The following is a 22,951-nucleotide window of genomic DNA, read 5'->3' on the forward strand; positions in this document are numbered from 1 at the left end:
GGCGAGGGGTCAGGCGAAGCAGGCCCAGATGGGGGCGTGATCGGACGGCTTCTCGATGCCGCGCAGCTCGTAGTCGATGCCGGTCTCGGTCACTTTGTCCTTGAGCGCATTGGACGCCATGATGAGATCGATGCGCAGGCCGCGGTTCTCGTCAAAGCCCTTGGAGCGGTAGTCAAACCAGGAGAAACGCTCGCACTCTGTGGGGTTGGCGGCGCGGAAGGTGTCGGTCAGCCCGAAGCCTTTCAGACGCTCCATCCACTCCCGCTCTATGGGCAGGAAGGAGCACTTGCCATCCCGCAGCCAGCGCTTGCGGTTCGCCTCGCCGATGCCGATGTCGAGATCGGTGGGGGAGATGTTCACATCGCCGATCAGCACCAGCGGATCGTCCGGGGTGTGGTGGGTCTCCAGGTAGTGCTGCAAGTCCTCATAGAACTTCTGCTTGGCCGGGAACTTGGTCTCGTGATCCTGGCTCTCGCCTTGCGGGAAGTAGCCGTTCATCACCTTGATGAGGGAGCCGTCCTCGCGTTTGAAGCTGGCCATGATCATGCGGCGCTGGGCATCCTCGGGATCGGTCGGGAAGCCTTTTTGCACCTCGAGGGGCGGCTGCTTGCTCATGATGGCCACCCCGTAGTGACCCTTCTGGCCATGGAACACCACGTGATAGCCCATGGCCTCCACGTCGGCCACCGGGAAGGCATCGTCGTGTACCTTGATCTCCTGCAGGCCGATCACATCCGGCTGGTGCTTGTCGATGATGGCTTGCAGCTGATGAAGACGGGCGCGCAGGCCATTGATATTGAAAGAGATGATCTTCATGTCCGGGATGCTCATGTCGTTTTTATTAGTCGCTATTGGACTAGGAATCCGGTCTGGATGCAAGTTCAGGGGCCGAGTGGATGCGGCTTGTCCGGCCGCGGCCGATCGGGTCGGCCATCGGCGCCAGGGGCTGGCTTCCTCAGCGGGTCATCTTCTTGACAAACACCACCACAAACAGCGCCAGCGTGAAGCTGCCGGTGAAGGCCTCGAAGGCGGCAAAGATCCGCGACAGGCCGATGGGGGTGAAGTCGCCGTAGCCCAGGGTGGTGAAGGTCACCACGCTGTAGTAGAGGCACTCCAGCAGGAAGATGGCGTTCTGCTCGAGGGACGCCTCGGGGCGATAGATGAGGTGGTTGCCGTTGAAGCTCAGGCCGAAGAAGAAGTAGAAGATGCTGCAGATGAGGATCAGCAGCAGGGAGAACAGCACCACCCGCATCGGCGCCTCGCCGTAGCCGCAGAACAGATCCACTATCCAGGAGGCGAAACGCTGGTAGGAGCAGAGCGGCAGCTGCAGCCGGCGCATGGTCAGCTCCTGCTGGATGTAGCGGCCGGACATGGTGAAGATGCCCTGGGCCTCCGAGGCCTTGCGCAGATCCCGGTAGGTCTCCTCCGCCTCCTTGAACCAGATGCGGGCCTGCGCCGGATCCCGCTCCTTGCGCCCCTTGCGGTCCTGCATCAGCCGCTTGCCGGTATCCAGATTGTCGAGCCGGGTATTCTTCCAGCGCAGGCCGAGCAGGTTGATGTCGTGCAGCTGGGCGCAGTGCAGGTTGGCGTCGCTGAGATCCGCCTTCATCAGGCTGCCGCCGCGAAAGCGGATGCCGTAGAGGTGGGCGCCCCGCAGGTTGGCGCGATAGAGGTTGCACTGCTCCAGCAGAAAGCCCTGGGGATCCTGCTTGTTCACCAGGTTGAGGCCGGCCAGCTCGGCGCGGGCCAGTTGCAGGCCGTGGCAGAGCCCGCCCTGGCGAACGTAGTTCTCCAGCGCCTGGGCGGTGTCGGGGGATTGATGATCTGCCTGGGGGTCGTGCCAGCGGCACAAGTCGTGCTCCCCCGCCTCTTCGCTGCAGTGGCGGCCATCCGCCACCAGATATCGGCACATCGCCATGCTGTCGCCTCTCCTTGCTGAGTCTGTATCAGCATAGGTGAGGCGTCGGCCCGGCTGGCTAGTTGAACTGGTTAAATTCCTGGCGCAGCTTGCGGAAGCGATCCTGCTGGGCGGGATTCAAGGGGATGCCTTCCAGCACCTCCAGGGTCTCCTTGCACTCGGCGCCGAACTCCGGACTCTTGCGGTTCTTCTGCATCAGCTGCAACAGCACCTGGATCTTGTTGAGGGCGGCGCCGGTATTGGCGGGGGCCCGGCGCAGCGCCTCGCGAAAGTGGCCGAGGGCCTGCTCCAGCTCCCCGCCCTGATAGGCCTTGATACCAAGGTCGTTGAGCTGCTGATAGCGCTGGCGCCGCTCCTGCACCGTCTTGTCGTCGCGGGTCACCTGGATGCAGGTGGTGAGCAGCCGATCCTCATCCTCCGCCAGCAGCGCCTGCAGGCTCTCGGCGTACTCGAACTCGCCGAGCTGGTAGAGCGCCAGTATGGTCTCGCCGAGCAGGGCGGGGGGCATGGTTTCCGGCCGATCCAGCCAGTTCTGGTTGGCGCGATAGAGCATCTTCTTGCCCTTGAGCAGCTCGCCGAGGGCGATCTGCACCCTGGCCTGGCAGATCTGCTCGAACACCGGGTAGTTGAACTCCGCCATCATCAGCGAATCGCGAATGCGTGACAGCGCCGAGTTCACCTGCTTCTGCAGGTTGGCGATGTGGTAGCTGTCGTTGCTGTTGAGGGCATAGAGGGTGAGGGTCTGGATGTAGGCCCCCAGGTAGTGCGGGGTGCGGTGGATGGAGTTGCGCGACAGATCGATGAGGGAGAGCAGTACATCCTTGGCCTGGCCGTAGTCGTGGCGCAGCAGACACACCTCCGCCAGGCGGCGGGAGAGCTGCACCGACTGGGGCGAGATGTCCACCGCCCGCCGCAGCTCCTGCTGGGCGAGCTCCCCCTTGCCGAGCGCCAGCTGGGATTCCGCCAGCCAGAGGTGGGCCTCCACCATCAGCGGGGTGTTCTTGAGGGTCGCCAGCAGGTGGCTCACCGCCTCCTCGTGCAGCCCGAGCGTGTGACAGGCTTTGCCCAGGGTCAGCCTGGCCCAGCTGTTCTCCTGCCCGGCCAGCAGTTGGCGCATCAGGCTGCGCGCCTCCCTGGCCTGGCCGAGCTTGAGCTGGGTGTCGGCCTGCAGGCAGCGGCAGAAGTTGGCAAAGCGTGGCACCGTATCGGCCTGGGCGGCGCAGGCCTCGATGAGCGCCGATGGATCGTCCTTGGTGAGGGCGATAAAGACGCTCTCCAGCGCCTGACGGCGGGCGAGGGCGCGTTTGAGACGAAACGAGAACTGCTCCTGGGAGAAGGGCTTCATCAGGTATTCGTCGGGCTCGGCCTCGAGGGCGCTCAGCACCATGGCGCGAGAGCCGTCGCTGCTGACCATGATCACCACGCTCTGGGGCGGGATCAGCTGCTGATCCCGCAGGCTCTCCAGCAACTGGCGGCCGTTCTCACCGGCCCCCAGCTCGTAGTCGAGCAGATAGATGTCGAAGCTCTCCTTCTGGCAGCGGCGCCGCGCCTCGTCGGCCGAGTTGACATAGGTGATGCGGTTGATGCCGATGTTGATCAGCATCGCCTTCATCATCATCTGGAAGGATCGCTGTTCGTTGACCAGCAGGATGCGCCTGGATTTGGGCTGGGCTTTCTTCTCTGGCTCGGGAGTCTGCATCTGCTTGGGTCGGGGCGCTGCGGGCGGGTGACTGAAGTGTGCCACCAAAGTCCGCAGCCAGGCAATTGAACATGGGGTGGCGCCGCGGTTTTTACGTAAAGCCCCGCCGTTCATGATTTCTTCTGGACCAGGTAGGGGGTGAACTGGGGGTATGGCTCGCCGCGAGCCCCTGCTCGGTCTTGGCGATGAGATAGACCGCCAGCCGGTGCGCCCTGGCGAGGCCATCGCCTCCCTGCAGGGGCGCGCCGACAAGGCCACCAGCATCGCCGAGCTGGGGATCCAGATCGCCAGCGTCTGCGGCCAGCAGGGTGCGGTATCCGATGAGCTGAGCCGCAACATCCAGCGCATCAAGGTTTCCATTTGGTGTGACGCCGGCCGGATCAGCAGCCGTCCCTCGGGGCGGCATTTTTTATGAGCGGGGATTGTGTAAATGGGTGTCTTTTGATACCAATTAATGCTTTTCCCTGCGGCTATGCTGCCATTGCGTGACAAGGAGTTCCCATGCGCCTGCCCCCCTTTCCCCCTCTGGTCTGGATCGTGATCCTGGGCACCTTCATGGTGCGCACCAGCTTCTTCATGGTCTGGCCCTTCCTCTCCATCCTGCTCTACCGGGAGTACGCGCTGTCGGCCTCCGGCATCGGGATGCTGCTGGGCGGCGCGGCTGTGCTCTCCTGCCTCATCGGCTTCTACGTCGGCTGGCTCTCCGACCAGCTCGGCCGGCGCACCATACTGCTGCTGGGCTGCGCCCTGTCGTGCGTTGCTTACCTGCTGCTCGGTTTTGGCCACTCCCTCTGGCTCATCGCCCTCGGGGTGTTTGGCTCCGGCCTCTCCTACGCCTTCATCGATACCCCGGGCAAGGCGCTGATGGGGGATCTGCTGCCCGAGAAGGGGCTGCGGGAGCTGGCCCAGCACCTGCGCTACTTCCTGCTCAACGTGGGGGCGGGGGTGGGGCCCCTCATCGGCGTGATGGTGGGGCTCGGCGCGCGCCAGGAGACCTTCGTGGTGACGGCCGTCAGCTATGGTCTGCTCGGCATCGCCTTCCAGTTCGGCTTTCGCCGCGAGTGCGCCGGCCGGCCGGATGTGGGCCTCACCCTGGGGGCCATGCTCAAGGTGGTGGGGCGGGATCGGGCCTTCATGCTGTTTATCCTCGCCAATCTGCTGATGACGCTGGTCTACGCCCAGGTGGAGTCGCCGCTGATCCAGTACCTGACCCGCGCCGGTGCCCCCGAGGTGGAGACCCTGGTGGCCCTGCTGGTGGGCACCAATGCGCTGACCATCATCACCCTGCAGTTCCCCCTGCTGCACCTGACCCGGCGCTGGCGGGTGAGCCTGCGGCTGCAGTTTTCCATCCTGCTGATGGCGGCCGCCCAGGTGCTGTTCGCCCTGTCGAGTCCGGCCCTGCTGTGGCCCTGGCTGGTGGCGGTGTTCTTGTTGAGCGTGGGGGAGGCGGTGTTGTTTCCGCTTTTTAACGTGCTCATCGACGAGATGGCGCCGGCCCACCTCAAGGGGAGCTACTTCGGGGCAAGCGCCCTGGCTGGGCTCGGTTGGGCGCTCTCACCCCTGGTGGGGGGCTGGCTGCTGCAGGTGTGGGGCGGCCCGGCCCTGTTCACCGTGATGACCGCGATTTGCGTGCTGGTGTTTGTCCTCTACGGGGCAGGCAGCCGAGCGGCGCGTCCGTCTGCCGATCCGGCCGGCTGCGGGGATTAGAAGGGGAGCACCTTGTCGGCGATCAGGGTCCCGTCGGTCCACTTGACCTCGACGGCCACTGGCTTGATGTCGCCGAAGGCGCGCTCCACCACCGGGCCGAGCAGCCCGGAGTGGCGAAGGGGGACCTCCACGTGGATGTGCACGGCAAGCTGGTGACCCTGAAGGCGGAGGTCCGCCAGCACGACAGCCAGAGCAAGGATGAACGCACCCTGGCGCTACCCAAACAGACAGTGACCCCGGCGCCCCACCGTATTCCCATCGAGTAGCACCGTCTTTAAAACAGCGAGGCCCCGCGCAGTGGGGCCTCGTTTTTATGGCTGTTTGGGGACCAGATAGGGGGCGAACTGGGGGCTGAACCTGGCCTCGAAGCCCTGCTCGGTCTTGACGATGAGATAGACCGCCAGCCGGTGCTCCCTAGCGAAGGCCAGCGCCGGCTCCGGCCCCATCACCATCAGCGCGGTGTCGAGGGCGTCGGCCTCCAGCGCGGTGTGGGTGATCACGCTGGCGGAGACCAGCCTGTGGGTCACCGGGGCGCCGCTGGCGGGATCTATGATGTGGGAGTAACGCTGGCCATCCAGCTCGTAGTAGTTGCGATAGCTGCCGGCGGTGCTGAGCGCCATGCCGTTCGGGATCACCACGTCCTCGATGGCGCCGGGCCGGTCCGAGGGTTCGACGATGGCCACCCGCCAGGGGTTGCCCTTGGCGTTGTGGCCCTCGCTGCGCACGGCCCCCGCCACCTCGATGAGGTAGTTGCTCACCCCCTTGCCCTCCAGCAGGGCGGCGAGCTCGTCCGCGGCCGCCCCTTCTCCCAGGGTGGAGAGATCCAGATAGAGATCGGGGATGGCTTTGCCGAGCAGGAATTTGCCATCCTGGGTCGTCAGGCTCAACTTGTCGATGCCGACTCGGTCGCGGGCTTTGGCGATCTGCTCCGCCGTCGGCCGCTTGACCGGGCGCTTGTCCGGCCCGAAGCCCCACAGGTTGACCAGCGGCCCCACGGTCACATCCAGCTTGCCGCTGGTGAGCTGGCCCGCGTCTATCCCTTGCTGCACTATCTTGGCCATGCTGGCCGGTATGAGCATGGGCACCCCGGCCGGCCCCTGATTGAAGCGGGAGATGATCGAGCCCGGATCATAGGTGGAGATCTCCTGATTCATGCGCACCAGCAGGGCATCGACCTCGCGCTGCAGCGCCGCTTCTCCCCCCGGGAAGGCGTCGTTCACCGTCACCACGTAGAAGGTGCCCATGGTCTTGCCCTGAATGCGAAGCTGGGTCGGGGCGGGCTGGCAGGCGGTCAGCATCAGCATCAGGCTCAGCAGCAGGCCGCGTGCGGCCAGGGTGGGGGAAGGGAACGGCATCTTGCATCCTCGCGGGAATCGTCGACGGGGGAGCAGCTTAGCCAACGGGGCCCGGCTTGACGAGCCTTCAGCCGGGCGCGGGGCGGAAAATAATTAAGCGACTCAGGCTGTTAACCCGACAGATCTGTTCCAAAGTTGAATGGTTTCGGGGGTAAACAGGTGACTTGGGCCGCAGCTTTGAGCAAAAGCCATAGTCGATTGACAACAGTTGAGTACAATTAAGATCGATTCTGACAGCATCTTTGCCCATCGCCGACGCGAGTTTCAGGCAAGCGTGTTGCCATCCACTGCCAATCAAAGGAGAAGATGATGAAAAAGGCGATTACCCTGCTGTTTCTGAGTATTTTTACTGCACTGGGCATGGCGGCACCGGCCCTGGCCGATGAGTGCGCACTGGTCATCGAAGGCAATGATGCCATGCAGTACAACCTCAAGGAGATGAGCGTGCCAGCCACCTGCAAAGAGGTGACTGTGACCCTCAATCACACGGGCAAGATGCCGGTGACGGCCATGGGTCATAACTGGGTGCTGGCCAACACCGCCGACTATCAGGCCATCGCCACCGCGGGCATGAGCGCCGGCGTCGATCACGACTACCTGCCGAAGGAAGATGCCAGGATCCTGGCTCACACCAAGCTGGTGGGGGGCGGCGAGAGCACCAGCGTCACCTTCAAGACCGACGGGCTGGCGGGCAAGGATCTCACCTTCTTCTGCTCCTTCCCGGGCCACTTCGCCATGATGAAGGGCTCCTTCAAGGTCGGCTAGACTACCTCCAGTTTTGAGAATAAGCCGGGCTTGCCCGGCTTTTTTTATGGCTCGCTCGCTCGCGCGAACCAACTGAATTCATGGCTGAATTTCATGATCTGGCGGGCGGTATCTCCTCGCCGTGACGGGGTAGAATGGGCCGCAAGCCGGGTCAGGTGACCCGGCAACGAATCCGATGAGAAGGGGCCATGAGCGCCATAAAGTGGGTCATCAGCGGCTGCCTGATGCTGGTCTGTGCCATCGCACTGGCCGCAGAGCCCCCGGTCAAGAAGAGCCGCAACGGCATCTGCCACCCCCAGGGCGGCACCTATTACAGCCGCACCAAACACTACGAACCCTACGACAGCATGCGGGCCTGCCTCGACAGCGGGGGGCGCGCGCCTAAACGCTGACCCGACGCGCTATGCGCGTCGTTGCAGGGTAAAGAAGGCGATGGCCGTCTTCTTCTGGCACTCCAGCCTGATGCTCTCCTCGCCGCTGATCACCAGGGTCTCGTTGATGGCCAGGGCCCGATCCTGCACGCTGAGCTGACCGCTCAGCAGATGGCAGAGATAGGTCTTGTCCGTCTCCAGGGTGAGGGTGAGCGGGAAGGGCAGATTCAGCACCCGCACGTTGGCGCTGATGCGCTCGGGATGATAGATGAGGCCGAGATCCGTCACCTCCTTCTTCAGCAGTTCGCAGTGGGTCTCCTCGTCACCGTCAAAGTGGGCCGCCTCATGGGTCGCATAGGGGTGACCGTTGAGCACGAAGCCGGCGCCGCTGATGGGCAGCAGGATGCGCCTGTAGCCGGGAAACGTGGAGAAGGGGCCCGCCGTCTTGATGGGGGCGGAGCTGAGACGGTAATCGAAGTCGAGCTTGTCCAGAGTCGCCCCCTTGGGGGAGATGAGGATCTGGGCCGTGGTGCCCTGCTTGTTCTTCCAGGGCATCTTCAGCTGGTCAGACTCTTTAATCAGGGTGATCACTAGGGTGCCTCGGCAAGTGGTTGGAATGAGTGGCAATGAGGCCAAGTGATACCATCCCGCACGCCGGCCCACAAGGCGATGGAGGCCGATCCCCGTCCGGTTGCCCATAATCTCGGCAGTTTGACCCCTCGGCGCAGGGTCGCCCTCTGCCGGTCAGTCAGGTGTGCCCAAGATATCGCCGGTCGATGGGGTTGAAGCAGAGCAAACTCCGAGGCTGTGATCCCTGCGCTGTTAAACGGGCGCAAGGCCGCTACACTGGCAGTTCTGTTGTATGGAGGCCCCATGACCCACAAGATCATTCTGGATACCGATCCCGGTATCGACGACGCCATGGCAATACTGTTTGCCGAGGCACACCCCGCCATCGATCTGCTCGCCATCACCACAGTGTTTGGCAATGCCACCATCGAGAACGGTACCCGCAACGCACTCTGGCTCAAGCAGAAATACGGCATGAAGGCGGACGTGGCCCAGGGAGCGGCCGCGCCGCTGCGACGCGAGCCGGTCGGGCCGACCACAGTGGTGCACGGCCCGAGCGGGCTGGGGGATGTGGAGGCGGGGGAGGTGACCATCAGCGCGGATCCCCGTCCGGCCTGGCAATACATAGTCGAGGCGGTGAAGGCCGCTCCCGGCGAGATCACCCTGGTCACCATAGGGCCGCTCACCAACCTGGCGCTGGCGCTGCGGGAGGCGCCCGAGATCACCGGGCTGGTGAAGCAGGTGGTGGTGATGGGCGGCGCCTTTGGCGTCAACGGCCATCGCGGCAACGTGACCCCCTATGCCGAGGCCAATATTCACGACGATCCCGAGGCTGCGGATGTGGTGTTCACCGCCCCCTGGCCTGTGGTGATCATCGGGCTGGACGTGACCCAGCAGAGCTTCTTCAGCAGCCGTTACCTCGATGCGCTGCGGGATGAGGCGGGCGAGCCGGGTCGCTTCCTGTGGGCGGTGAGCCGCTTCTACCTGCGCTTCTATTCCGAGCGCATCGGCCTGGATGGCTGTCATGTGCACGATCCCTCCGCCATCGCCTATGTGATCGATCCGACCCTGTTTACCCTGCGGGAAGGGCCGGTGCGGGTCATCGACGGTGGCCCCGCCATCGGCCACACCCTGCAGAAGTTCGATGACAAGGCGCATCCCCACGATGAGTGGGCGGGCTATCCGGCCCAGCGGGTCGGGGTGGCGGTACGGGATCAGGCGCTGCTGGCGCTCTATCGCGAGACGCTGGTGGCCTGGGGCAAGGATTGCTGAGGCTCGCCCGCAGGATGGACAAAGCGTGATGCTCGCCAGGTAATCACCGGCCGGCGCGGCCTATACTGACCAGAAGTTAAGCATGGGAAGGGGAAACGGATGGCCTGGTTGTCTTTGTTGGTGGCGATAGCCCTGATCTGGTGGCTGATGAAGCTGGGGCGTGGCGCCCTGTTCGAGATCCGGCTGCAACCTGGCAAGGTGCAGTTGAAGCGAGGCGCGGTGTCGCCGCGCTTCCTGGCTCAGGCCAAGCAGATCCTGCAGCAGGATCCGGTGCGGGGCCGGATCCTGGGTCAGCGCGACGACAACGGCGTCAGGCTGGTCTTCTCCCGCTCCATCCCCGAGCCGGTGGCCCAGCGGCTGCGCAACATCTTCCCCTATGGCGACTACCGTACCCCTCCCGCCGTCCCGGACGGGCGCAAGCCGCATAAATAGAGCCGGCATGCACACCCCGTGAGCCGCAGCCGGGCCAGGTGCCCGGCTGTTTATTTTCTTATTTTCGCATCCTCTCTTTCCCATCGCCCTGGCCACCTTGGCAGCAGGCGGTCAAGCCTTCCTGTCCGCCTCCTGCAGCGGCGCCATCACCTCGATCAGAAAGTCGATGAAGGCGCGGGTCTGTGGCTTCAAGAAGCGGCCACCGCGAAACACCGCAAAGATCTCGTCGTGGCGATCCTCGTAAGGGGAGGCCTGCCAGTCGGGCAGCAGCTGGCGCAGGCTGCCATCGTCGATCCCCTGCTGCACCATCCAGCTCGACAGCAGCAAGAGCCCGCATCCCGCCTGGGCCGCGCAGAGCAGGGGCGTGCCGCCGACGGAGGCGAGATTGCCCTGCACCGCGATCTTGCGCCGCTCAGGCCCGCGCTGGAAATACCAATGCTGGCGCTGACGGCCCTGGCCGCGGATGAGGCAGTTGTGACTGGCCAGCTCATCGGGATGGGCGGGCTCGCCATGCTGCGCCAGGTAGGTGGGGGAGGCGACCAGCAGGGTCCGGTTCGCCAGCAGATGGCGGGCATGCAGGCTGCTGTCGGTCGGGCGCCCGATGCGAATGGCCACGTCCACGTTGTCGGCATCGAGATCCACCAGCCGGTTGTCGAACTCGATCTCGACCCTGACCCCGGGGTAGCGGGCTAGAAACGCGGGCAGTTGCGGCGCCAGCCAGGCCGCCCCGAAGCTCTCGAACACCGAGACCCGCAATGGGCCACGGGGCGCCACGTGCAGGGGCTGGAGGGATTGCACCAGCTGCTCGGCCTCCTCCAGCAGGGGCACCGAGCGGGCGAGAAAATACTCCCCCTGCTCGGTCAGCACCAGCTGGCGGGTGCTGCGCTTGAACAGGGGCACCCCCAGCTGTTGCTCCAGGCTGTCGATGGTGCGGGTCACCGAGGAGGGGGCCAGATTGAGGGCGCGGGCGGCGCGGGAGAAGCTGCCTGACTCCACCACCTGGGCCAGGATACGAATGCGATCCAGCACGGACACTCCTTTGCGTTTAATGCAAAACTGTTGCAGGTTGTGACGGTATTCTATTCATCGGTGAGAAGGTGAACAATGCCGTCATCGCCCGAGACGGGCATAGCGCCACAGGAGCCGCACCATGTCAGACCGTATCCAGCTCGCCCAGCAGATCCCCGCCGCCATCCAGGCCATGATGGGGCTGGAGTCCTATCTCGGTGGCACCGAGATCCCCTCCCGGCTCAAGGAGCTCATCAAGCTGCGGGCCTCCATGATCAATGGCTGCGCCTACTGCATCCAGATGCACGCCGAGGTGGCGATGAAGCAGCAGGAGAGCCCGCAACGTCTGCTGGCGCTGTCCGCCTGGCGCGAATCCCCGCTGTTCGATGAGCGTGAGCGGGCCGTGCTGGCGCTGACCGACGAGGTGACTCTGATCGCCGGGCAGGGGCTGAGCGAGGAGGTCTATCGGCAGGGACTGGCGCTGCTCGGCGAGACTCTGCTGGCCCAGTGCCTGATGCAGATAGTCACCATCAACGCCTGGAACCGGATTGCCGTTGCCACCCGGATGGAACACCCGCTTAGCTGAGTCTGGAGAGGGGCATGGCCGCCCTGTCATCCAGGGAGATGAACCTGGTGTGAACAGGAGCAGGGAAGCTCGATAGAAAGGTCTCCATTGGAGGCCTTTTTTATGAGGCATGGATGGGAGGCGGACTCTAATGGCCGTTTTTTGCCGCCGTTCCCACCATGGCAGGAAGTTAATCACACAGTTGTTTGATTAATTATTTATTATTTTATCTCATCACTTACCCCGATCAGATCAAGGTTTTGTTGATTAAAAAGCGTGCAGTCAGAATATCCACCAGCAGAAAATGATGCATATTGACCATGACAACATTAAGGGGAAGTGAGAGTATTGCCCAGTTGTTGCTCGATGAGGGATCGAAATGAAAGCAATGCAGGCTGAATCAGAAATTTGTGATCGTATAAAAATCGTCACTGTCAAGCGTTTAACAAATAACGCATCTTCGCACCAAACAAAAAACAACTTCCGGATTAATTTTTCATGTTGTTCACATGCCGGTCTGATGCAATAAAATGCTGCATTTTTATTATACCAATAAGCCTTGAAACGATGAGGACATTGCATGAGACCTTTTGAAGTAAAGAGGGGCTTGGGCGCTTTGCTGTTGATTGCAACCGCTGGCTTGCTGAGTGGCTGCGACATGGCTCTGATGAGCCCCAAAGGGCAGGTTGGTCTGGAACAGAAGTCACTAATATTAACCGCACTCGGTCTGATGTTAATTGTAGTGATTCCTGTGATTATTATGACGGTGGCCTTTGCTCGTAAATACAGAGCATCCAATACCACCGCCAAATACACCCCGGATTGGTCTCACTCCAACAAGATTGAAGCGGTTGTCTGGACCGTACCCGTCATTATTGTCGCCATCCTGGCGGTGATTACCTGGAAAACTTCCCACTCGCTGGATCCTTATAAACCGCTGGAATCGGACGTCAAACCGATCCAGGTCGATGTTATTTCCCTCGACTGGAAATGGTTGTTTGTCTATCCGGAACTGGGTATCGCCTCGGTCAATGAGTTGGCCTTCCCGGTCAATACCCCGGTCAATTTCCGGGTGACCTCCGACACCGTGATGAACTCCTTCTTCATTCCGCAACTGGGCGGTCAGATCTACGCCATGGCCGGGATGCAGACCAAGTTGCATCTGATTGCCAACGAGGCGGGTCAGTACAAGGGGATCTCCGGCAGCTACAGCGGCGCGGGCTTCTCCGGCATGAAGTTCAAGGCCATCGCCACGACCGATCAGGCCGGTTTCGATGCCTGGGTCGCCAAGGTGAAGCAGTCTCCCAAGATGCTGAACACCATGGGCGAGTTCGATGTGCTGGCCAAGAAGAGCGAAAACCATCCGGTGGAGTACTTCGCCAGCGCCGATCCCAAGCTGTTCGTCAATGTGATCAACAAGTTCATGGGTGACATGAAGCCGGGTGAGCACAAAGGCATGCAGCACGAAACTGCCGCCAAGCATGACGACGGGATGGACATGGCCGACATGGATCATGGCGACATGACCTCCGCTGAGCATGCCGGGCACATGGCCATGCCGATGGATGACAAGAGTGTGAAAGCAGGATCCGAGGAATAATCGATGTTTGGAAAGTTAACACTCGACGCTATCCCGTACCATGAACCCATCATCATGGTCACGATAGCCGGTATCATATTGGGCGGGTTGGCCATTGCCGGGCTGATCACCTATTTCGGCAAGTGGGAATACCTGTGGAAAGAGTGGTTCACCTCGGTGGATCACAAGCGCCTCGGTATCATGTATCTCATCCTGGGGATGGTCATGTTGCTGCGCGGCTTCGCCGATGCGGTGATGATGCGGACCCAGCAGGTGATGGCCTCGGCCGGGGGCGAGGGCATACTGCCACCGCACCACTACGACCAGATCTTCACCGCCCACGGCGTCATCATGATCTTCTTCGTGGCCATGCCACTGGTGATCGGCCTGATGAACATCGTAGTGCCGCTGCAGATCGGTGCCCGTGACGTCGCCTTCCCCTTCCTCAACAACCTGAGCTTCTGGTTTACCGCCGCGGCCGTGGTGTTGATCAACGTCTCCCTGGCGGTCGGTGAATTCGCCCAGACCGGCTGGCTGGCCTATCCGCCCTTGTCGGGCGTGGACTTCAGTCCGGGCGTCGGGGTCGATTACTGGATCTGGAGCCTGCAGATCTCGGGTCTGGGTACCCTGCTGACCGGTGTCAACTTCTTTGCCACCATCATCCGGATGCGTGCCCCAGGCATGACCATGATGCGGTTGCCGGTGTTCACCTGGACCGCCCTGTGCGCCAACATCCTGATCATCGCCTCCTTCCCGATCCTGACCGTCACCATCGCCCTGCTCACCGCAGACCGTTACCTCGGCACCCATTTCTTTACCAATGACATGGGTGGCAACATGATGATGTACATCAACCTGATCTGGGCCTGGGGTCACCCCGAGGTGTATATCCTGGTGCTGCCGGTGTTCGGGATATTCTCCGAAATCGTGGCGACCTTCTGCAAGAAGAAGCTGTTCGGTTACACCTCCCTGGTGTGGGCCACCGTGGCCATTACCGTGCTCTCCTTCGTGGTCTGGTTGCACCACTTCTTCACCATGGGATCGGGCGCCAACGTGAATGCCTTCTTCGGCATCACCACCATGATCATCTCCATCCCGACCGGGGTGAAGATCTTCAACTGGCTGTTCACCATGTATCGCGGTCGCATCGAGTTCAGCTCCCCCATGCTGTGGACCGTCGGTTTCATCATCACCTTCACCGTCGGTGGCATGACCGGGGTACTGCTGTCGGTGCCGGCCGCCAACTTCGTGTTGCACAACAGCCTGTTCCTGATCGCCCACTTCCACAACGTCATCATCGGCGGCGTGGTGTTCGGTTGCTTCGCCGGTATCACCTACTGGTTCCCGAAGGCATTCGGCTTCAAGCTGGATGACGTCTGGGGCAAGCGCGCGTTCTGGTTCTGGATCACCGGCTTCTTCGTGGCCTTCATGCCGCTCTATGTGCTGGGCTTCATGGGCATGACCCGTCGGGTCAGCCAGAACATCGATCCCGAGTTCCACGGCTGGCTGGTCGTGGCCGCCTGCGGTGCCGGCCTGATTGCCATCGGCGTCCTGTGCCAGGTGATTCAGGTCGTGGTCAGTATCCGTGACCGCGAGAAGAACCGTGACTGGACCGGCGATCCCTGGGGTGGCCGTACCCTGGAGTGGGCCACTTCCTCTCCGCCGCCGTTCTACAACTTCGCCATCGAGCCGAAGGTGAAGGGTCTCGACGCCTTCTGGGAAGCGAAAGAGGACGGCTCTGCCTTCCAGCAGCCGGCCAGGTATGCCCCCATCCACATGCCGAAGAACTCCGGTGCCGGTGTGGTCATCGCCGCCCTCAGCGTGGTGTTTGGCTTCGCCATGATCTGGCACATCTGGTGGATGGCCATCGCCGGCTTCGTCGGCATGATCGCCACCTGGATCATCCACAGCTTCAACGAGGATGTGGACTACTACGTACAGGTTGACGAGATCGAGCGCATCGAAGGTCAGCATTTCGACAACATCAACAAGGTAGCCTGACGCTATGGCAACTGACGTTCTACATCACACTCACGGCGCCCATGACGATCATGGGCACCATGATGCCGGTGCCACCAAGGTGTTCGGTTTCTGGATCTACCTGATGAGTGACTGCATCCTGTTTGCGACCCTGTTCGCAACCTATGCAGTCCTGGTCAACGGCACCGCCGGCGGCCCGAGCGGCAAGGACATTTTCGAGCTGCCGTTCGTGTTCGCCGAAACCATGCTGCTGCTGTTTAGCTCCATCACCTTCGGTTTTGGCATGCTGGCCATGAACAAGAACAAGGTGGCCGCCGTCAACGGCTGGCTGCTGGTGACCTTCTTGCTCGGTGCCGGCTTCATCGCCATGGAGATCTACGAGTTCCACCACCTGATCGCCGAGGGCTTCGGTCCGCAGCGCAGTGGCTTCCTGTCCGCCTTCTTCACCCTGGTCGGTACCCACGGTATCCACGTGACCAGCGGTCTTATCTGGATCATCGTGATGATGGTGCTGGTAGCCAAGAAGGGGCTGACCGAGCGCAACCGTACTCGCCTGATGTGCCTGAGCCTGTTCTGGCACTTCCTGGACGTGGTGTGGATCTGCGTCTTCACCGTGGTCTATCTGATGGGGGCAATGTAAATGAGTAGTCATGCAGTCGATAATCACGGCGCCAGCCACGGCAGCGCCAAGTCCTACCTGATCGGCTTCGTGCTGTCAGTGATCCTGACCGCGATCCCGTTCTGGATGGTGATGGACGGCAGCGCCTCCCATGCCATGGTGCTGGGTACCGTGGTTGCTATGGCGGTGGTCCAGATCTTCGTGCATCTGGCCTACTTCCTGCACATGAACACCTCGTCAGAGGAGCGCTGGAACCTGGTGGCACTGGTGTTTACCGTGCTCATCATCGCCATCGTGGTGGTGGGTTCCCTGTGGATCATGTACAACCTCAACGTCAACATGATGGTTCACTAAGCGGGTTGGTGTGATGATGAAGCAATACCTGCAAGTGACCAAACCGGGCATCATCTTCGGTAACCTCATCTCGGTTATCGGCGGATTCCTGCTGGCCTCCAAGGGGAGCCTGGACGTTCCCCTGTTCATCCTGACCATGGCGGGGGTGTCACTGGTGGTCGCCTCCGGTTGTGTGTTCAACAACTACATCGACCGGGACATCGACTGCATCATGGAGCGGACCAAGAACCGCGCCCTGGTGAAGGGGCTGATCGCCCCTGGCGTGTCGCTCTGGTATGCGAGCGCGCTCGGCGTTGCGGGCATTGCACTGCTCTACTTCGCGGCCAATCCGTTGGCCGCCTTGCTGGCAGTGCTCGGCTTCCTGGTCTATGTGGGGGTCTACAGCCTCTACATGAAGCGTCATTCGGTCTATGGCACCCTGGTTGGCAGCCTCTCCGGCGCCGCGCCGCCCGTCATCGGCTACTGCGCGGTGAGCGGCCAGTTCGACTCGGGCGCCCTGATCCTGCTGGCGATCTTCAGCCTGTGGCAGATGCCGCACTCCTATGCGATTGCCATCTTCCGCTTCAAGGATTACCAGGCCGCCAACATCCCGGTGTTGCCGGTGGTGAAGGGGATCTCGGTGGCCAAACACCATATCACCCTCTACATACTGGCGTTTATGGTGCCGACCCTGATGCTGTTCCTCGGCGGTTATGCCGGTTACAAGTATCTGATCGTGGCCACGGCGGTGAGTGTCTGGTGGCTGGGGATGGCGCTGTCGGGTTACAAGCAGGCGGTCGATGACTCCCTGTGGGCCCGCAAGTTGTTCATGTTCTCCATTGTCACCATCACCTGCCTGAGCGTGATGATGTCGGTGGACTTCCAGCCGGACGCAGCGCCGGTATTAGTGAGCATGCTGCCCTGAGGCTTCGGTAAGCCGAGCCCCAGTGTTGTGATATGACACAGGAAAATCAGTAGAATCCAGAGCCGGGAACTTTCCCGGCTCTGTTATTATGTGGGCCGACCCACGTCGGGTCCGGTCCGTTTTCCCTCATATTCTCGGGCTTCGTGTAGATTGCATAATCCGCAACCTGTGATCACCCACTTCTCTTATTCATCGAGGCCATCATGAATGATTTCACGATGACAAGGGGCGAGCGCCGGGCCACCTGGGCGCTCGGCTCCGTCTTCTCCCTGCGCATGCTCGGCATGTTTATGGTCCTGCCGGTATTGACCACCTATGGCATGTCCCTGGCCGGCGCCTCCGAGGCCCTGATCGGGCTGGCCATCGGCATCTACGGCATGACCCAGGCGCTGTTCCAGATCCCGTTCGGGTTGCTCTCCGATCGCATCGGCCGCAAGCCGCTCATCGTCGGCGGCCTGCTGATGTTCGCCCTTGGGGCCGTCATCGCCGCCCTCAGCGACTCCATCTGGGGGGTCATCGTCGGCCGCGCCCTGCAGGGCAGCGGGGCCATCTCCGCCGCCGTCATGGCGCTGCTCTCGGACCTCACCCGCGAGCAGAACCGCACCAAGGCGATGGCCTTCATCGGGGTGAGCTTCGGCATCACCTTCGCCATCGCCATGGTGACCGGCCCCATCATCACCCATGCGCTGGGGCTGTCCGGCCTGTTCTGGCTGATCGCCCTCTTGGCGCTGGGGGGCATCGGCATCACCCTGTGGTGGGTGCCGGCCCCGACCAGCCACCTGCGCAATCGCGAGTCGGCGCTGGTGAAGGGGGGGATCCGCACAGTGCTCACCAACCCGCGGCTGCTCAAGCTCAACCTCGGTATCCTCTGCGTCCACACCCTGCTGATGTCGAGCTTCGTGGCGCTGCCGCCGCTGCTGGAGCAGGCGGGTCTGCCCCGTGACAGCCAGTGGCAGGCCTACCTGGTCACCATGCTGATCGCCTTTGTCAGCGTGGTGCCCTTCATCATCTATGCCGAGAAACGCCGCCAGATGAGACGGGTCTTCCAGCTCTGCGTGCTGGTGATGCTCGTCGCCGAGGTGGTGTTGTGGCAGGCCGGCCTGCAGCTCTGGGGCCTGCTCGCCGGGCTGCAGATCTTCTTCATCGGCTTCAACGTGATGGAGGCATTGTTGCCGTCCCTCATCAGCAAGGAGTCGCCACCGGGTTACAAGGGCACCGCCATGGGGGTCTACTCCACCAGCCAGTTCATCGGGGTCGCCATCGGCGGCAGCCTGGGTGGCCTGTTCTACAGCCTCGGCGGTGCGCCCCTGGTGTTTGGCAGCTGCGCCGTGCTGGCCCTGCTCTGGCTGGGGATAAGCCTCACCATGCAGGAGCCGCCCTATGTCAGCAGCCTGCGCATAGTGCTGCCGGAGGGGGTCGCCGCGACACCCGCGCTGGAGCAGAAGATCCGCGCCTGTGAGGGGGTGAGCGACGTGCTGCTGGTCGAAGCCGAACGCTCGCTCTACGTGAAGGTGGATACCAAACACCTCACGCGCAGCGATCTGGAGCGACTGGTGGCGATCTGACGGGCACTCATGCTGGGCAGCGCAGCGGGCAGCACCCCTTGCTATGCTGAGATCCTCAATAAGGAGGAGAGTGTCATGTCATATATAGATGGATTCGTGCTCGCCGTGCCCACGGCCAGCAAGCAGGCCCTGATCGATCACGCCAGGCAAATCGATCCCATCTTCCTCGAATACGGCGCCACCCGGGTGCTGGAGGGCTGGGGGGACGACGTGCCTCACGGCAAGCTGACCGACTTTTACCGCGCCGTGGCGGCGAAGGAAGATGAGTGCGTGGTCTTCTCCTGGGTGGAGTGGCCGGACAAGGCCACCCGGGATGAGGCCATGGCGAAGATAATGAAAGACGCCAGGATGGACCCGAGCAATCCCGCCAATCTGGCGATGCCCTTCGATGGTGCCCGCATGATCTTCGGGGGTTTCAGCCCCGTGCTGGATCTGCGCGGCTGAGGTGTCTTGAAAGCAGAAGAGGCCCGCCACATTGGCGGGCCTCTTCGTTATGGCCGCCAGCAGGATTTGTCCCCAGCATGGCGGCCCTGTGCATCACCCGGTGGATCTCTTTCGCTCAAGGCCGCCAGAAGGGCTTGTCCCCGAGTATGGTGGCCCTGTGCATCACCCGACGCGCCGGCAGGTAGTCGGCGTTGGCATAGTGCTGGGTCACCCTGTTGTCCCAGATGGCGATGTCGTTCTCCTGCCAGCGCCAGCGCACCTGAAATTCGGGTCGACGGATATGGTCAAACAGGAAACCCAGCAGCGCCTCGCTCTCCCGGGCCGGCAGATCCGGCAGCCGGCTGGTGAAGCCCTCGTTGACAAACAGCGCCTGCCGCCCGCTCACCGGGTGGGTGCGCAGCACCGGGTGGCGCAGGGGCGGGTTGTTGGCCACGGCGGCCTGCCAGCGCTGGCGTTCCTCTTCGCTGCCGTTGTGGCGGTGGGCCGGGAACGACTTGGTGAAGTCGTGCTCGGCCTCCAGCCCCGCCAGCAGCTTCTGCAGAGGCGGGGAGAGCGCCGCCAGCGCCGCGATCCCGCTGGCCCAGAGGGTGTCCCCGCCGCTGGGGGGCAGCTGCTTGGCGGCCAGTATGGCCAGCGCCGGCGGCGTCTCGATGAAGGTCACGTCGGTGTGCCAGTTGTCGTTGTCCGGCGGATTGTCGTCGTGGGTATCGAGCACGATGATCTCCTCGGCCTCCTCCGCATGGGGATAGACGGGGTGGATGTGCAGATCCCCGAAGCGGTTCGCCAGCGCCCGCTGTTGCCTGGGGCTGATGGGCTGATCCCGCAGGAACAGCACCTGATATTTGAGCAGGGCGCGATGGAGCTGCTCGAAGTGCTCCTGCGTCAGGGGCTCGGCCAGGGTGAGGCCGGCGATCTCGGCGCCGATGTGGGGCCCCAGCGGGGTAATCGTCAGCTTGTCGTTCATATGCTTTCTCCATGCCAAGGCGTCAGTCGACGCTGCAGGGCTCGCAAGCCCAGTTCCAATACGAAGACGATGTGAAGGATCACCATGAGGACGGTCAGCTTGTCGTTCATTGTCCTTCACCATGCCAGGGCGTCAGCCTGCGCTGCAGTGCGCGTAAACCCAGTTCCAATACGAAGGCGACCAGGGCGATCACCAGAATGCCTGCCAGCACCACGTCGGTGGCCAGAAACTCGCCGGCAGACTGCACCATGAAGCCCACCCCCCGGGTGGCGGCGATCAGCTCCGCCGCCACCAGGGTCGACCAGCCCACGCCGAGGCCGATGCGCAGCCCGGTCAGGATCTCGGGCAGGGCGCCCGGCAGGATCACATGCCACAGCACCTGCACCCTGGAGGCGCCGAGCGAGCGGGCCGCCCGCAGCCGCACCTGCTGCGCGCTCTGCACCCCGGCCAGGGTCGCCATGGCCACGGGGGCGAAGATGGCCAGATAGATGAGCAGCACCTTGGATGTCTCGCCTATGCCAAACCAGATCACCATGAGCGGCAGGTAGGCCAGCGGCGGTACCGGTCGATAGAGCTCGATCAGCGGATCCAGCATGCCGCGCACCGTGGGACTCAGCCCCATGGCGAGACCGGCTGCAATCCCGAACACCGCTGCCGCCAGCAGGGCGATGAGGATGCGCTGCAGGCTGGCCCCCAGGTGTTGCCACAGGGTGGCATCCATGAACCCCTGCGGGCCGGCCAGGGTGACGAGCTGGGCCAGCACCCGGCCGGGGGGCGGCAGGAACAGCGGATCGACCCAGCCGAGCCGGGCCACCAGCCACCACAGGGCCAGCAGGGCGAGCAGGGTGGCGAGGCTCAGGCTCAGCCGCCGTGGCAGCGGCCAGCGCAGGGCACGACCGGCGGCGGTGGATCTGGCGAGGGCGATGCTCATGCGAAGGCCTCCCGCTCGTTGAAGACCCGGCTTAGCACGTATTCGCGCCGCTCGATGAAGGCCGGATCGGACTTGATGCTGCGGCAGGGTTCGCCGGCGGCGAAGCGGCGACCAAAATCCAGGCTCAGCCGCTCCACCACCCGGCCCGGGGAGGGGGAGAGCAGCACCAGCTCGCTGGCCAGGAACACCGCCTCCTCGATGTCGTGGGTGATCAGCAGCACCTGACGACGCCCCTCATGCCACAGCCGCAGCAGCAGGGTCTGCATCTGCTCGCGGGTGAAGGCGTCGAGCGCGCCGAACGGCTCGTCCAGCAGCAACAGCTGTGGCCGGGTGGCCAGCGCGCGGGCAATGCCGACCCGCTGGCGCTGACCGCCGGACAGCTGCCAGATGGGGCGCTCGGCCGCCCCCTCCAGACCGACCTTACGCAGCAGGGTCAGTGCCTGCTCACTTCGCTCGGCGCGGGGCACCCCGGCCAGCTGCAGGCCGAGGGCGACGTTGTCTTGCACGTTGCGCCAGGGCAGCAGCCCCTCGCTCTGGAACACCACGCCGCGCTCGGCACCCGGGCCTCTCACCGGTTTGCCCTGCAGGCTTATCTGGCCGCTCTGGCAGGGCTCAAACCCGGCGATGAGGTTGAGCAGGGTGGTCTTGCCGCACCCGGACGGGCCTAGCACCACCATCAGCTCGCCCTCGGCCAGGCTCAGGCTGATGTTGTCGAGCACCTTCTTGCCGGCGTATTCGGCAGAGACATAGGCGAGCTGCAGCATGGTCTTCTCCTCAGGGTCATTGGGCCAGGGGCTTGACGAAGCGATCGGTCACGAACTGGCTGTAGTCGGGGGCGGCGCTCGGCACCTTGCCCTGGGCCTCGAGGAAGCGGGCGGTGTCTATGATGGTCTGGTTCACCAGGCTGCCGAGCTGGGCGCTCTGCTCGCGGGCGCCGAGGTAGGTGTTGCCGCGCACCAGATCGGGCACCTCGGCCACGGAGACGCCGCTCAAACTCGCCAGCTTGTCCAGATTGGCCGGTTGGGCCAGCCAGCCGGCCGGGTTGTCGAGGTAGGCCTGCTGCGCCGCCAGGTTGCTCTTGACGAAGGCCTGCACCACCTCGGGATGGGTCTTGGCAAAGTCCTTGCGCACCACCCACACATCCAGGGTCGGAGCGCCCCAGCTGCCGACCTGGGCTGAATCGGTCAGCACCGAGCCCTCCTTGGTCAGCTTGTTGAGGGCCGGGGCCCAGACATAGGCGCCGTCGATGTCGCCGCGCTGCCAGGCGGCGATGATGGCCGGTGGTTGCAGGTTCACAATCTCCAGCTTGGTGGGATCGACTCCCCAGTGCTTGAGCGCTGCCAGCAGACTGTAGTGGGTGGTGGAGCTGTAGGGCACGGCGATGCGCTTGCCGACCAGATCCTGAGGCGTCGAGAGCCCCTTCTTCACCACCAGTGCCTCGGAGTCACCGAGCTTGGAGGCGAGCAGGAACACCTCGATGGGCACGTTCTGGCTGGCCGCCACCGCCAGCGGGCTGGAGCCTATGTTGCCGATCTGCACGTCGCCGGAGGCGAGCGCCCTGACCACGCTGGCGCCGCTGTCAAACTTGCGCCAGTCCACCTTGGCGCCGCTCTCTTTGGCGAAGCTGTTGTCGGCCTGGGCCACCTTGGCGGGCTCGGCCGAGGTCTGGTAGGCCACGGTGACCTCGACCGCCTGGGCGGATTGCACGACCAGCGCCAGCGCCGCCAGCCAGAGGGAAGTTCCTTTTCCTGTCATGATGTCGTTCCTGATTTCGGGGATGGAGACGCCATCTTTCCCGTAATGACCCGCTGACTGAAGGAACGAGAAACCTGCATTAAGACGCTATGGTTCTTAGATAAATAACTGAAATGAAACAATGAGATATGGATATCTCAAATGCGGGGATACTTATTTGCTGGCTGGCAATCGAGCCGGATCATTCAGGGGCG

Annotated in this window: 26 protein-coding genes; 15 read left to right on the forward strand and 11 right to left on the reverse strand. The window is 63.0% G+C overall.

Features of this window, described 5'->3' with window-relative positions:
• Nucleotides 1-9: 9 nt before the first annotated feature.
• The 3 genes from xthA to KW821_RS05860 all read right to left on the reverse strand — a co-directional run bounded on the left by xthA (nt 10) and on the right by KW821_RS05860 (nt 3,617).
• Complete coding sequence (gene xthA, locus KW821_RS05850) at nt 10-816, reverse strand: exodeoxyribonuclease III (protein ID WP_033130373.1); 807 nt, start codon at nt 814-816, stop codon at nt 10-12.
• Nucleotides 817-955: 139 nt separating this feature from the next.
• Nucleotides 956-1,918: an ion channel gene (locus KW821_RS05855; protein WP_218290744.1), complete on the reverse strand. Its 963-nt coding sequence runs from the start codon at nt 1,916-1,918 to the stop codon at nt 956-958.
• 58 nt (nt 1,919-1,976) lie between these two features.
• Nucleotides 1,977-3,617, reverse strand: coding sequence for a tetratricopeptide repeat-containing response regulator (locus tag KW821_RS05860; protein WP_218290745.1), 1,641 nt, complete (start codon nt 3,615-3,617; stop codon nt 1,977-1,979).
• A 151-nt stretch (nt 3,618-3,768) separates the two neighbouring features.
• Here KW821_RS05860 and KW821_RS05865 point away from each other — a divergent pair, with 151 nt between their 5' ends.
• Nucleotides 3,769-4,032 carry a hypothetical protein gene (locus KW821_RS05865; RefSeq protein ID WP_218290746.1) on the forward strand — a complete coding sequence of 88 codons (264 nt, stop codon included), beginning with the start codon at nt 3,769-3,771 and terminating at the stop codon, nt 4,030-4,032.
• Nucleotides 4,033-4,118: 86 nt separating this feature from the next.
• Nucleotides 4,119-5,324, forward strand: coding sequence for an MFS transporter (locus KW821_RS05870; protein WP_218290747.1), 1,206 nt, complete (start codon nt 4,119-4,121; stop codon nt 5,322-5,324).
• On the opposite strand, the gene KW821_RS21675 is transcribed toward KW821_RS05870, so the two are convergent.
• Nucleotides 5,321-5,455 carry a hypothetical protein gene (locus tag KW821_RS21675; protein WP_256353332.1) on the reverse strand — a complete coding sequence of 45 codons (135 nt, stop codon included), beginning with the start codon at nt 5,453-5,455 and terminating at the stop codon, nt 5,321-5,323. The two genes, KW821_RS05870 and KW821_RS21675, sit on opposite strands and share 4 nt — an antisense overlap.
• On the opposite strand from KW821_RS21675, the gene KW821_RS05875 reads away from it, so the two are divergent.
• Nucleotides 5,456-5,590, forward strand: a complete 135-nt coding sequence (locus tag KW821_RS05875) for a hypothetical protein (RefSeq protein WP_256353333.1) — start codon at nt 5,456-5,458, stop codon at nt 5,588-5,590.
• Nucleotides 5,591-5,635: 45 nt separating this feature from the next.
• On the opposite strand, the gene KW821_RS05880 is transcribed toward KW821_RS05875, so the two are convergent.
• Complete coding sequence (locus tag KW821_RS05880) at nt 5,636-6,679, reverse strand: FAD:protein FMN transferase (RefSeq protein ID WP_218290748.1); 1,044 nt, start codon at nt 6,677-6,679, stop codon at nt 5,636-5,638.
• Nucleotides 6,680-6,988: 309 nt separating this feature from the next.
• Between KW821_RS05880 and azu the strand changes: the two genes are divergently transcribed.
• Nucleotides 6,989-7,444, forward strand: a complete 456-nt coding sequence (azu, locus tag KW821_RS05885) for an azurin (protein WP_042653829.1) — start codon at nt 6,989-6,991, stop codon at nt 7,442-7,444.
• 188 nt (nt 7,445-7,632) lie between these two features.
• Nucleotides 7,633-7,836, forward strand: a complete 204-nt coding sequence (locus KW821_RS05890; protein ID WP_218290749.1) for a hypothetical protein — start codon at nt 7,633-7,635, stop codon at nt 7,834-7,836.
• A gap of 9 nt (nt 7,837-7,845) precedes the next feature.
• Here KW821_RS05890 and KW821_RS05895 read toward each other — a convergent pair whose 3' ends face one another.
• A complete protein-coding gene (locus tag KW821_RS05895) occupies nt 7,846-8,406 on the reverse strand; it encodes a HutD family protein (protein ID WP_218290750.1) in 561 nt (186 codons plus the stop codon).
• A 282-nt stretch (nt 8,407-8,688) separates the two neighbouring features.
• On the opposite strand from KW821_RS05895, the gene KW821_RS05900 reads away from it, so the two are divergent.
• Both KW821_RS05900 and KW821_RS05905 read left to right on the forward strand, forming a co-directional pair.
• Complete coding sequence (locus tag KW821_RS05900) at nt 8,689-9,657, forward strand: nucleoside hydrolase (protein WP_218290751.1); 969 nt, start codon at nt 8,689-8,691, stop codon at nt 9,655-9,657.
• 99 nt (nt 9,658-9,756) lie between these two features.
• Nucleotides 9,757-10,089, forward strand: coding sequence for a DUF3634 family protein (locus tag KW821_RS05905; RefSeq protein WP_042653825.1), 333 nt, complete (start codon nt 9,757-9,759; stop codon nt 10,087-10,089).
• Nucleotides 10,090-10,200: 111 nt separating this feature from the next.
• Here KW821_RS05905 and KW821_RS05910 read toward each other — a convergent pair whose 3' ends face one another.
• Nucleotides 10,201-11,118: a LysR family transcriptional regulator gene (locus KW821_RS05910; RefSeq protein ID WP_218290752.1), complete on the reverse strand. Its 918-nt coding sequence runs from the start codon at nt 11,116-11,118 to the stop codon at nt 10,201-10,203.
• A gap of 121 nt (nt 11,119-11,239) precedes the next feature.
• Between KW821_RS05910 and KW821_RS05915 the strand changes: the two genes are divergently transcribed.
• From KW821_RS05915 to KW821_RS05950, 8 genes are all read left to right on the forward strand, one after another.
• Complete coding sequence (locus tag KW821_RS05915) at nt 11,240-11,683, forward strand: carboxymuconolactone decarboxylase family protein (RefSeq protein ID WP_042653823.1); 444 nt, start codon at nt 11,240-11,242, stop codon at nt 11,681-11,683.
• 559 nt (nt 11,684-12,242) lie between these two features.
• On the forward strand, nt 12,243-13,262 hold the full coding sequence (cyoA, locus tag KW821_RS05920; protein WP_218290753.1) for a cytochrome o ubiquinol oxidase subunit II: 1,020 nt from the start codon (nt 12,243-12,245) through the stop codon (nt 13,260-13,262).
• A 3-nt stretch (nt 13,263-13,265) separates the two neighbouring features.
• Nucleotides 13,266-15,242, forward strand: a complete 1,977-nt coding sequence (gene cyoB, locus KW821_RS05925; RefSeq protein ID WP_218290754.1) for a cytochrome o ubiquinol oxidase subunit I — start codon at nt 13,266-13,268, stop codon at nt 15,240-15,242.
• A gap of 4 nt (nt 15,243-15,246) precedes the next feature.
• The gene (locus tag KW821_RS05930) at nt 15,247-15,861 is read left to right on the forward strand and encodes a cytochrome o ubiquinol oxidase subunit III (RefSeq protein ID WP_042653820.1); all 615 of its coding nucleotides are present in this window, start codon (nt 15,247-15,249) and stop codon (nt 15,859-15,861) included.
• Complete coding sequence (locus tag KW821_RS05935) at nt 15,862-16,194, forward strand: cytochrome o ubiquinol oxidase subunit IV (protein WP_042653819.1); 333 nt, start codon at nt 15,862-15,864, stop codon at nt 16,192-16,194.
• Nucleotides 16,195-16,204: 10 nt separating this feature from the next.
• A complete protein-coding gene (gene cyoE / locus KW821_RS05940) occupies nt 16,205-17,098 on the forward strand; it encodes a heme o synthase (protein WP_218290755.1) in 894 nt (297 codons plus the stop codon).
• A gap of 203 nt (nt 17,099-17,301) precedes the next feature.
• Entirely contained in the window at nt 17,302-18,663 is a 1,362-nt protein-coding gene (locus tag KW821_RS05945; protein ID WP_218290756.1) for an MFS transporter, read from the forward strand.
• Between the two features lie 75 nt (nt 18,664-18,738).
• Nucleotides 18,739-19,107, forward strand: coding sequence for a DUF1428 domain-containing protein (locus tag KW821_RS05950; RefSeq protein WP_218290757.1), 369 nt, complete (start codon nt 18,739-18,741; stop codon nt 19,105-19,107).
• Between the two features lie 115 nt (nt 19,108-19,222).
• Here KW821_RS05950 and tauD read toward each other — a convergent pair whose 3' ends face one another.
• From tauD to tauA, 4 genes are all read right to left on the reverse strand, one after another.
• A complete protein-coding gene (gene tauD / locus KW821_RS05955) occupies nt 19,223-20,071 on the reverse strand; it encodes a taurine dioxygenase (protein ID WP_218290758.1) in 849 nt (282 codons plus the stop codon).
• A 106-nt stretch (nt 20,072-20,177) separates the two neighbouring features.
• Nucleotides 20,178-21,002, reverse strand: a complete 825-nt coding sequence (tauC, locus tag KW821_RS05965) for a taurine ABC transporter permease TauC (RefSeq protein WP_218290759.1) — start codon at nt 21,000-21,002, stop codon at nt 20,178-20,180.
• Complete coding sequence (gene tauB, locus KW821_RS05970) at nt 20,999-21,766, reverse strand: taurine ABC transporter ATP-binding subunit (protein WP_218290760.1); 768 nt, start codon at nt 21,764-21,766, stop codon at nt 20,999-21,001. The genes tauC and tauB overlap by 4 nt, the downstream gene beginning before the upstream one ends.
• 16 nt (nt 21,767-21,782) lie before the next feature.
• A complete protein-coding gene (gene tauA, locus KW821_RS05975; RefSeq protein ID WP_218290761.1) occupies nt 21,783-22,757 on the reverse strand; it encodes a taurine ABC transporter substrate-binding protein in 975 nt (324 codons plus the stop codon).
• Nucleotides 22,758-22,951: the final 194 nt, after the last annotated feature.

The sequence above is a fragment of the Aeromonas sp. sif2416 genome, from assembly GCF_019218665.1.
GTDB classification, from domain to species: Bacteria; Pseudomonadota; Gammaproteobacteria; order Enterobacterales; family Aeromonadaceae; genus Aeromonas; species Aeromonas encheleia.

Coding starts and splice junctions, on each gene's coding strand:
- KW821_RS05945 (WP_218290756.1), top strand. CDS start 17,302: ATGAATGATTTCACGATGACAAGGGGCGAGCGCCGGGCCACCTGGGCG.
- azu (WP_042653829.1), top strand. CDS start 6,989: ATGAAAAAGGCGATTACCCTGCTGTTTCTGAGTATTTTTACTGCACTG.
- KW821_RS05950 (WP_218290757.1), top strand. CDS start 18,739: ATGTCATATATAGATGGATTCGTGCTCGCCGTGCCCACGGCCAGCAAG.
- tauA (WP_218290761.1), bottom strand. CDS start 22,757: ATGACAGGAAAAGGAACTTCCCTCTGGCTGGCGGCGCTGGCGCTGGTC.
- KW821_RS05905 (WP_042653825.1), top strand. CDS start 9,757: ATGGCCTGGTTGTCTTTGTTGGTGGCGATAGCCCTGATCTGGTGGCTG.
- tauD (WP_218290758.1), bottom strand. CDS start 20,071: ATGAACGACAAGCTGACGATTACCCCGCTGGGGCCCCACATCGGCGCC.
- KW821_RS05900 (WP_218290751.1), top strand. CDS start 8,689: ATGACCCACAAGATCATTCTGGATACCGATCCCGGTATCGACGACGCC.
- KW821_RS05935 (WP_042653819.1), top strand. CDS start 15,862: ATGAGTAGTCATGCAGTCGATAATCACGGCGCCAGCCACGGCAGCGCC.
- tauC (WP_218290759.1), bottom strand. CDS start 21,002: ATGAGCATCGCCCTCGCCAGATCCACCGCCGCCGGTCGTGCCCTGCGC.
- cyoB (WP_218290754.1), top strand. CDS start 13,266: ATGTTTGGAAAGTTAACACTCGACGCTATCCCGTACCATGAACCCATC.
- KW821_RS05865 (WP_218290746.1), top strand. CDS start 3,769: ATGGCTCGCCGCGAGCCCCTGCTCGGTCTTGGCGATGAGATAGACCGC.
- KW821_RS05880 (WP_218290748.1), bottom strand. CDS start 6,679: ATGCCGTTCCCTTCCCCCACCCTGGCCGCACGCGGCCTGCTGCTGAGC.
- KW821_RS05855 (WP_218290744.1), bottom strand. CDS start 1,918: ATGGCGATGTGCCGATATCTGGTGGCGGATGGCCGCCACTGCAGCGAA.
- KW821_RS05870 (WP_218290747.1), top strand. CDS start 4,119: ATGCGCCTGCCCCCCTTTCCCCCTCTGGTCTGGATCGTGATCCTGGGC.
- cyoA (WP_218290753.1), top strand. CDS start 12,243: ATGAGACCTTTTGAAGTAAAGAGGGGCTTGGGCGCTTTGCTGTTGATT.
- xthA (WP_033130373.1), bottom strand. CDS start 816: ATGAAGATCATCTCTTTCAATATCAATGGCCTGCGCGCCCGTCTTCAT.
- KW821_RS05930 (WP_042653820.1), top strand. CDS start 15,247: ATGGCAACTGACGTTCTACATCACACTCACGGCGCCCATGACGATCAT.
- KW821_RS05890 (WP_218290749.1), top strand. CDS start 7,633: ATGAGCGCCATAAAGTGGGTCATCAGCGGCTGCCTGATGCTGGTCTGT.
- tauB (WP_218290760.1), bottom strand. CDS start 21,766: ATGCTGCAGCTCGCCTATGTCTCTGCCGAATACGCCGGCAAGAAGGTG.
- KW821_RS05860 (WP_218290745.1), bottom strand. CDS start 3,617: ATGCAGACTCCCGAGCCAGAGAAGAAAGCCCAGCCCAAATCCAGGCGC.
- KW821_RS05915 (WP_042653823.1), top strand. CDS start 11,240: ATGTCAGACCGTATCCAGCTCGCCCAGCAGATCCCCGCCGCCATCCAG.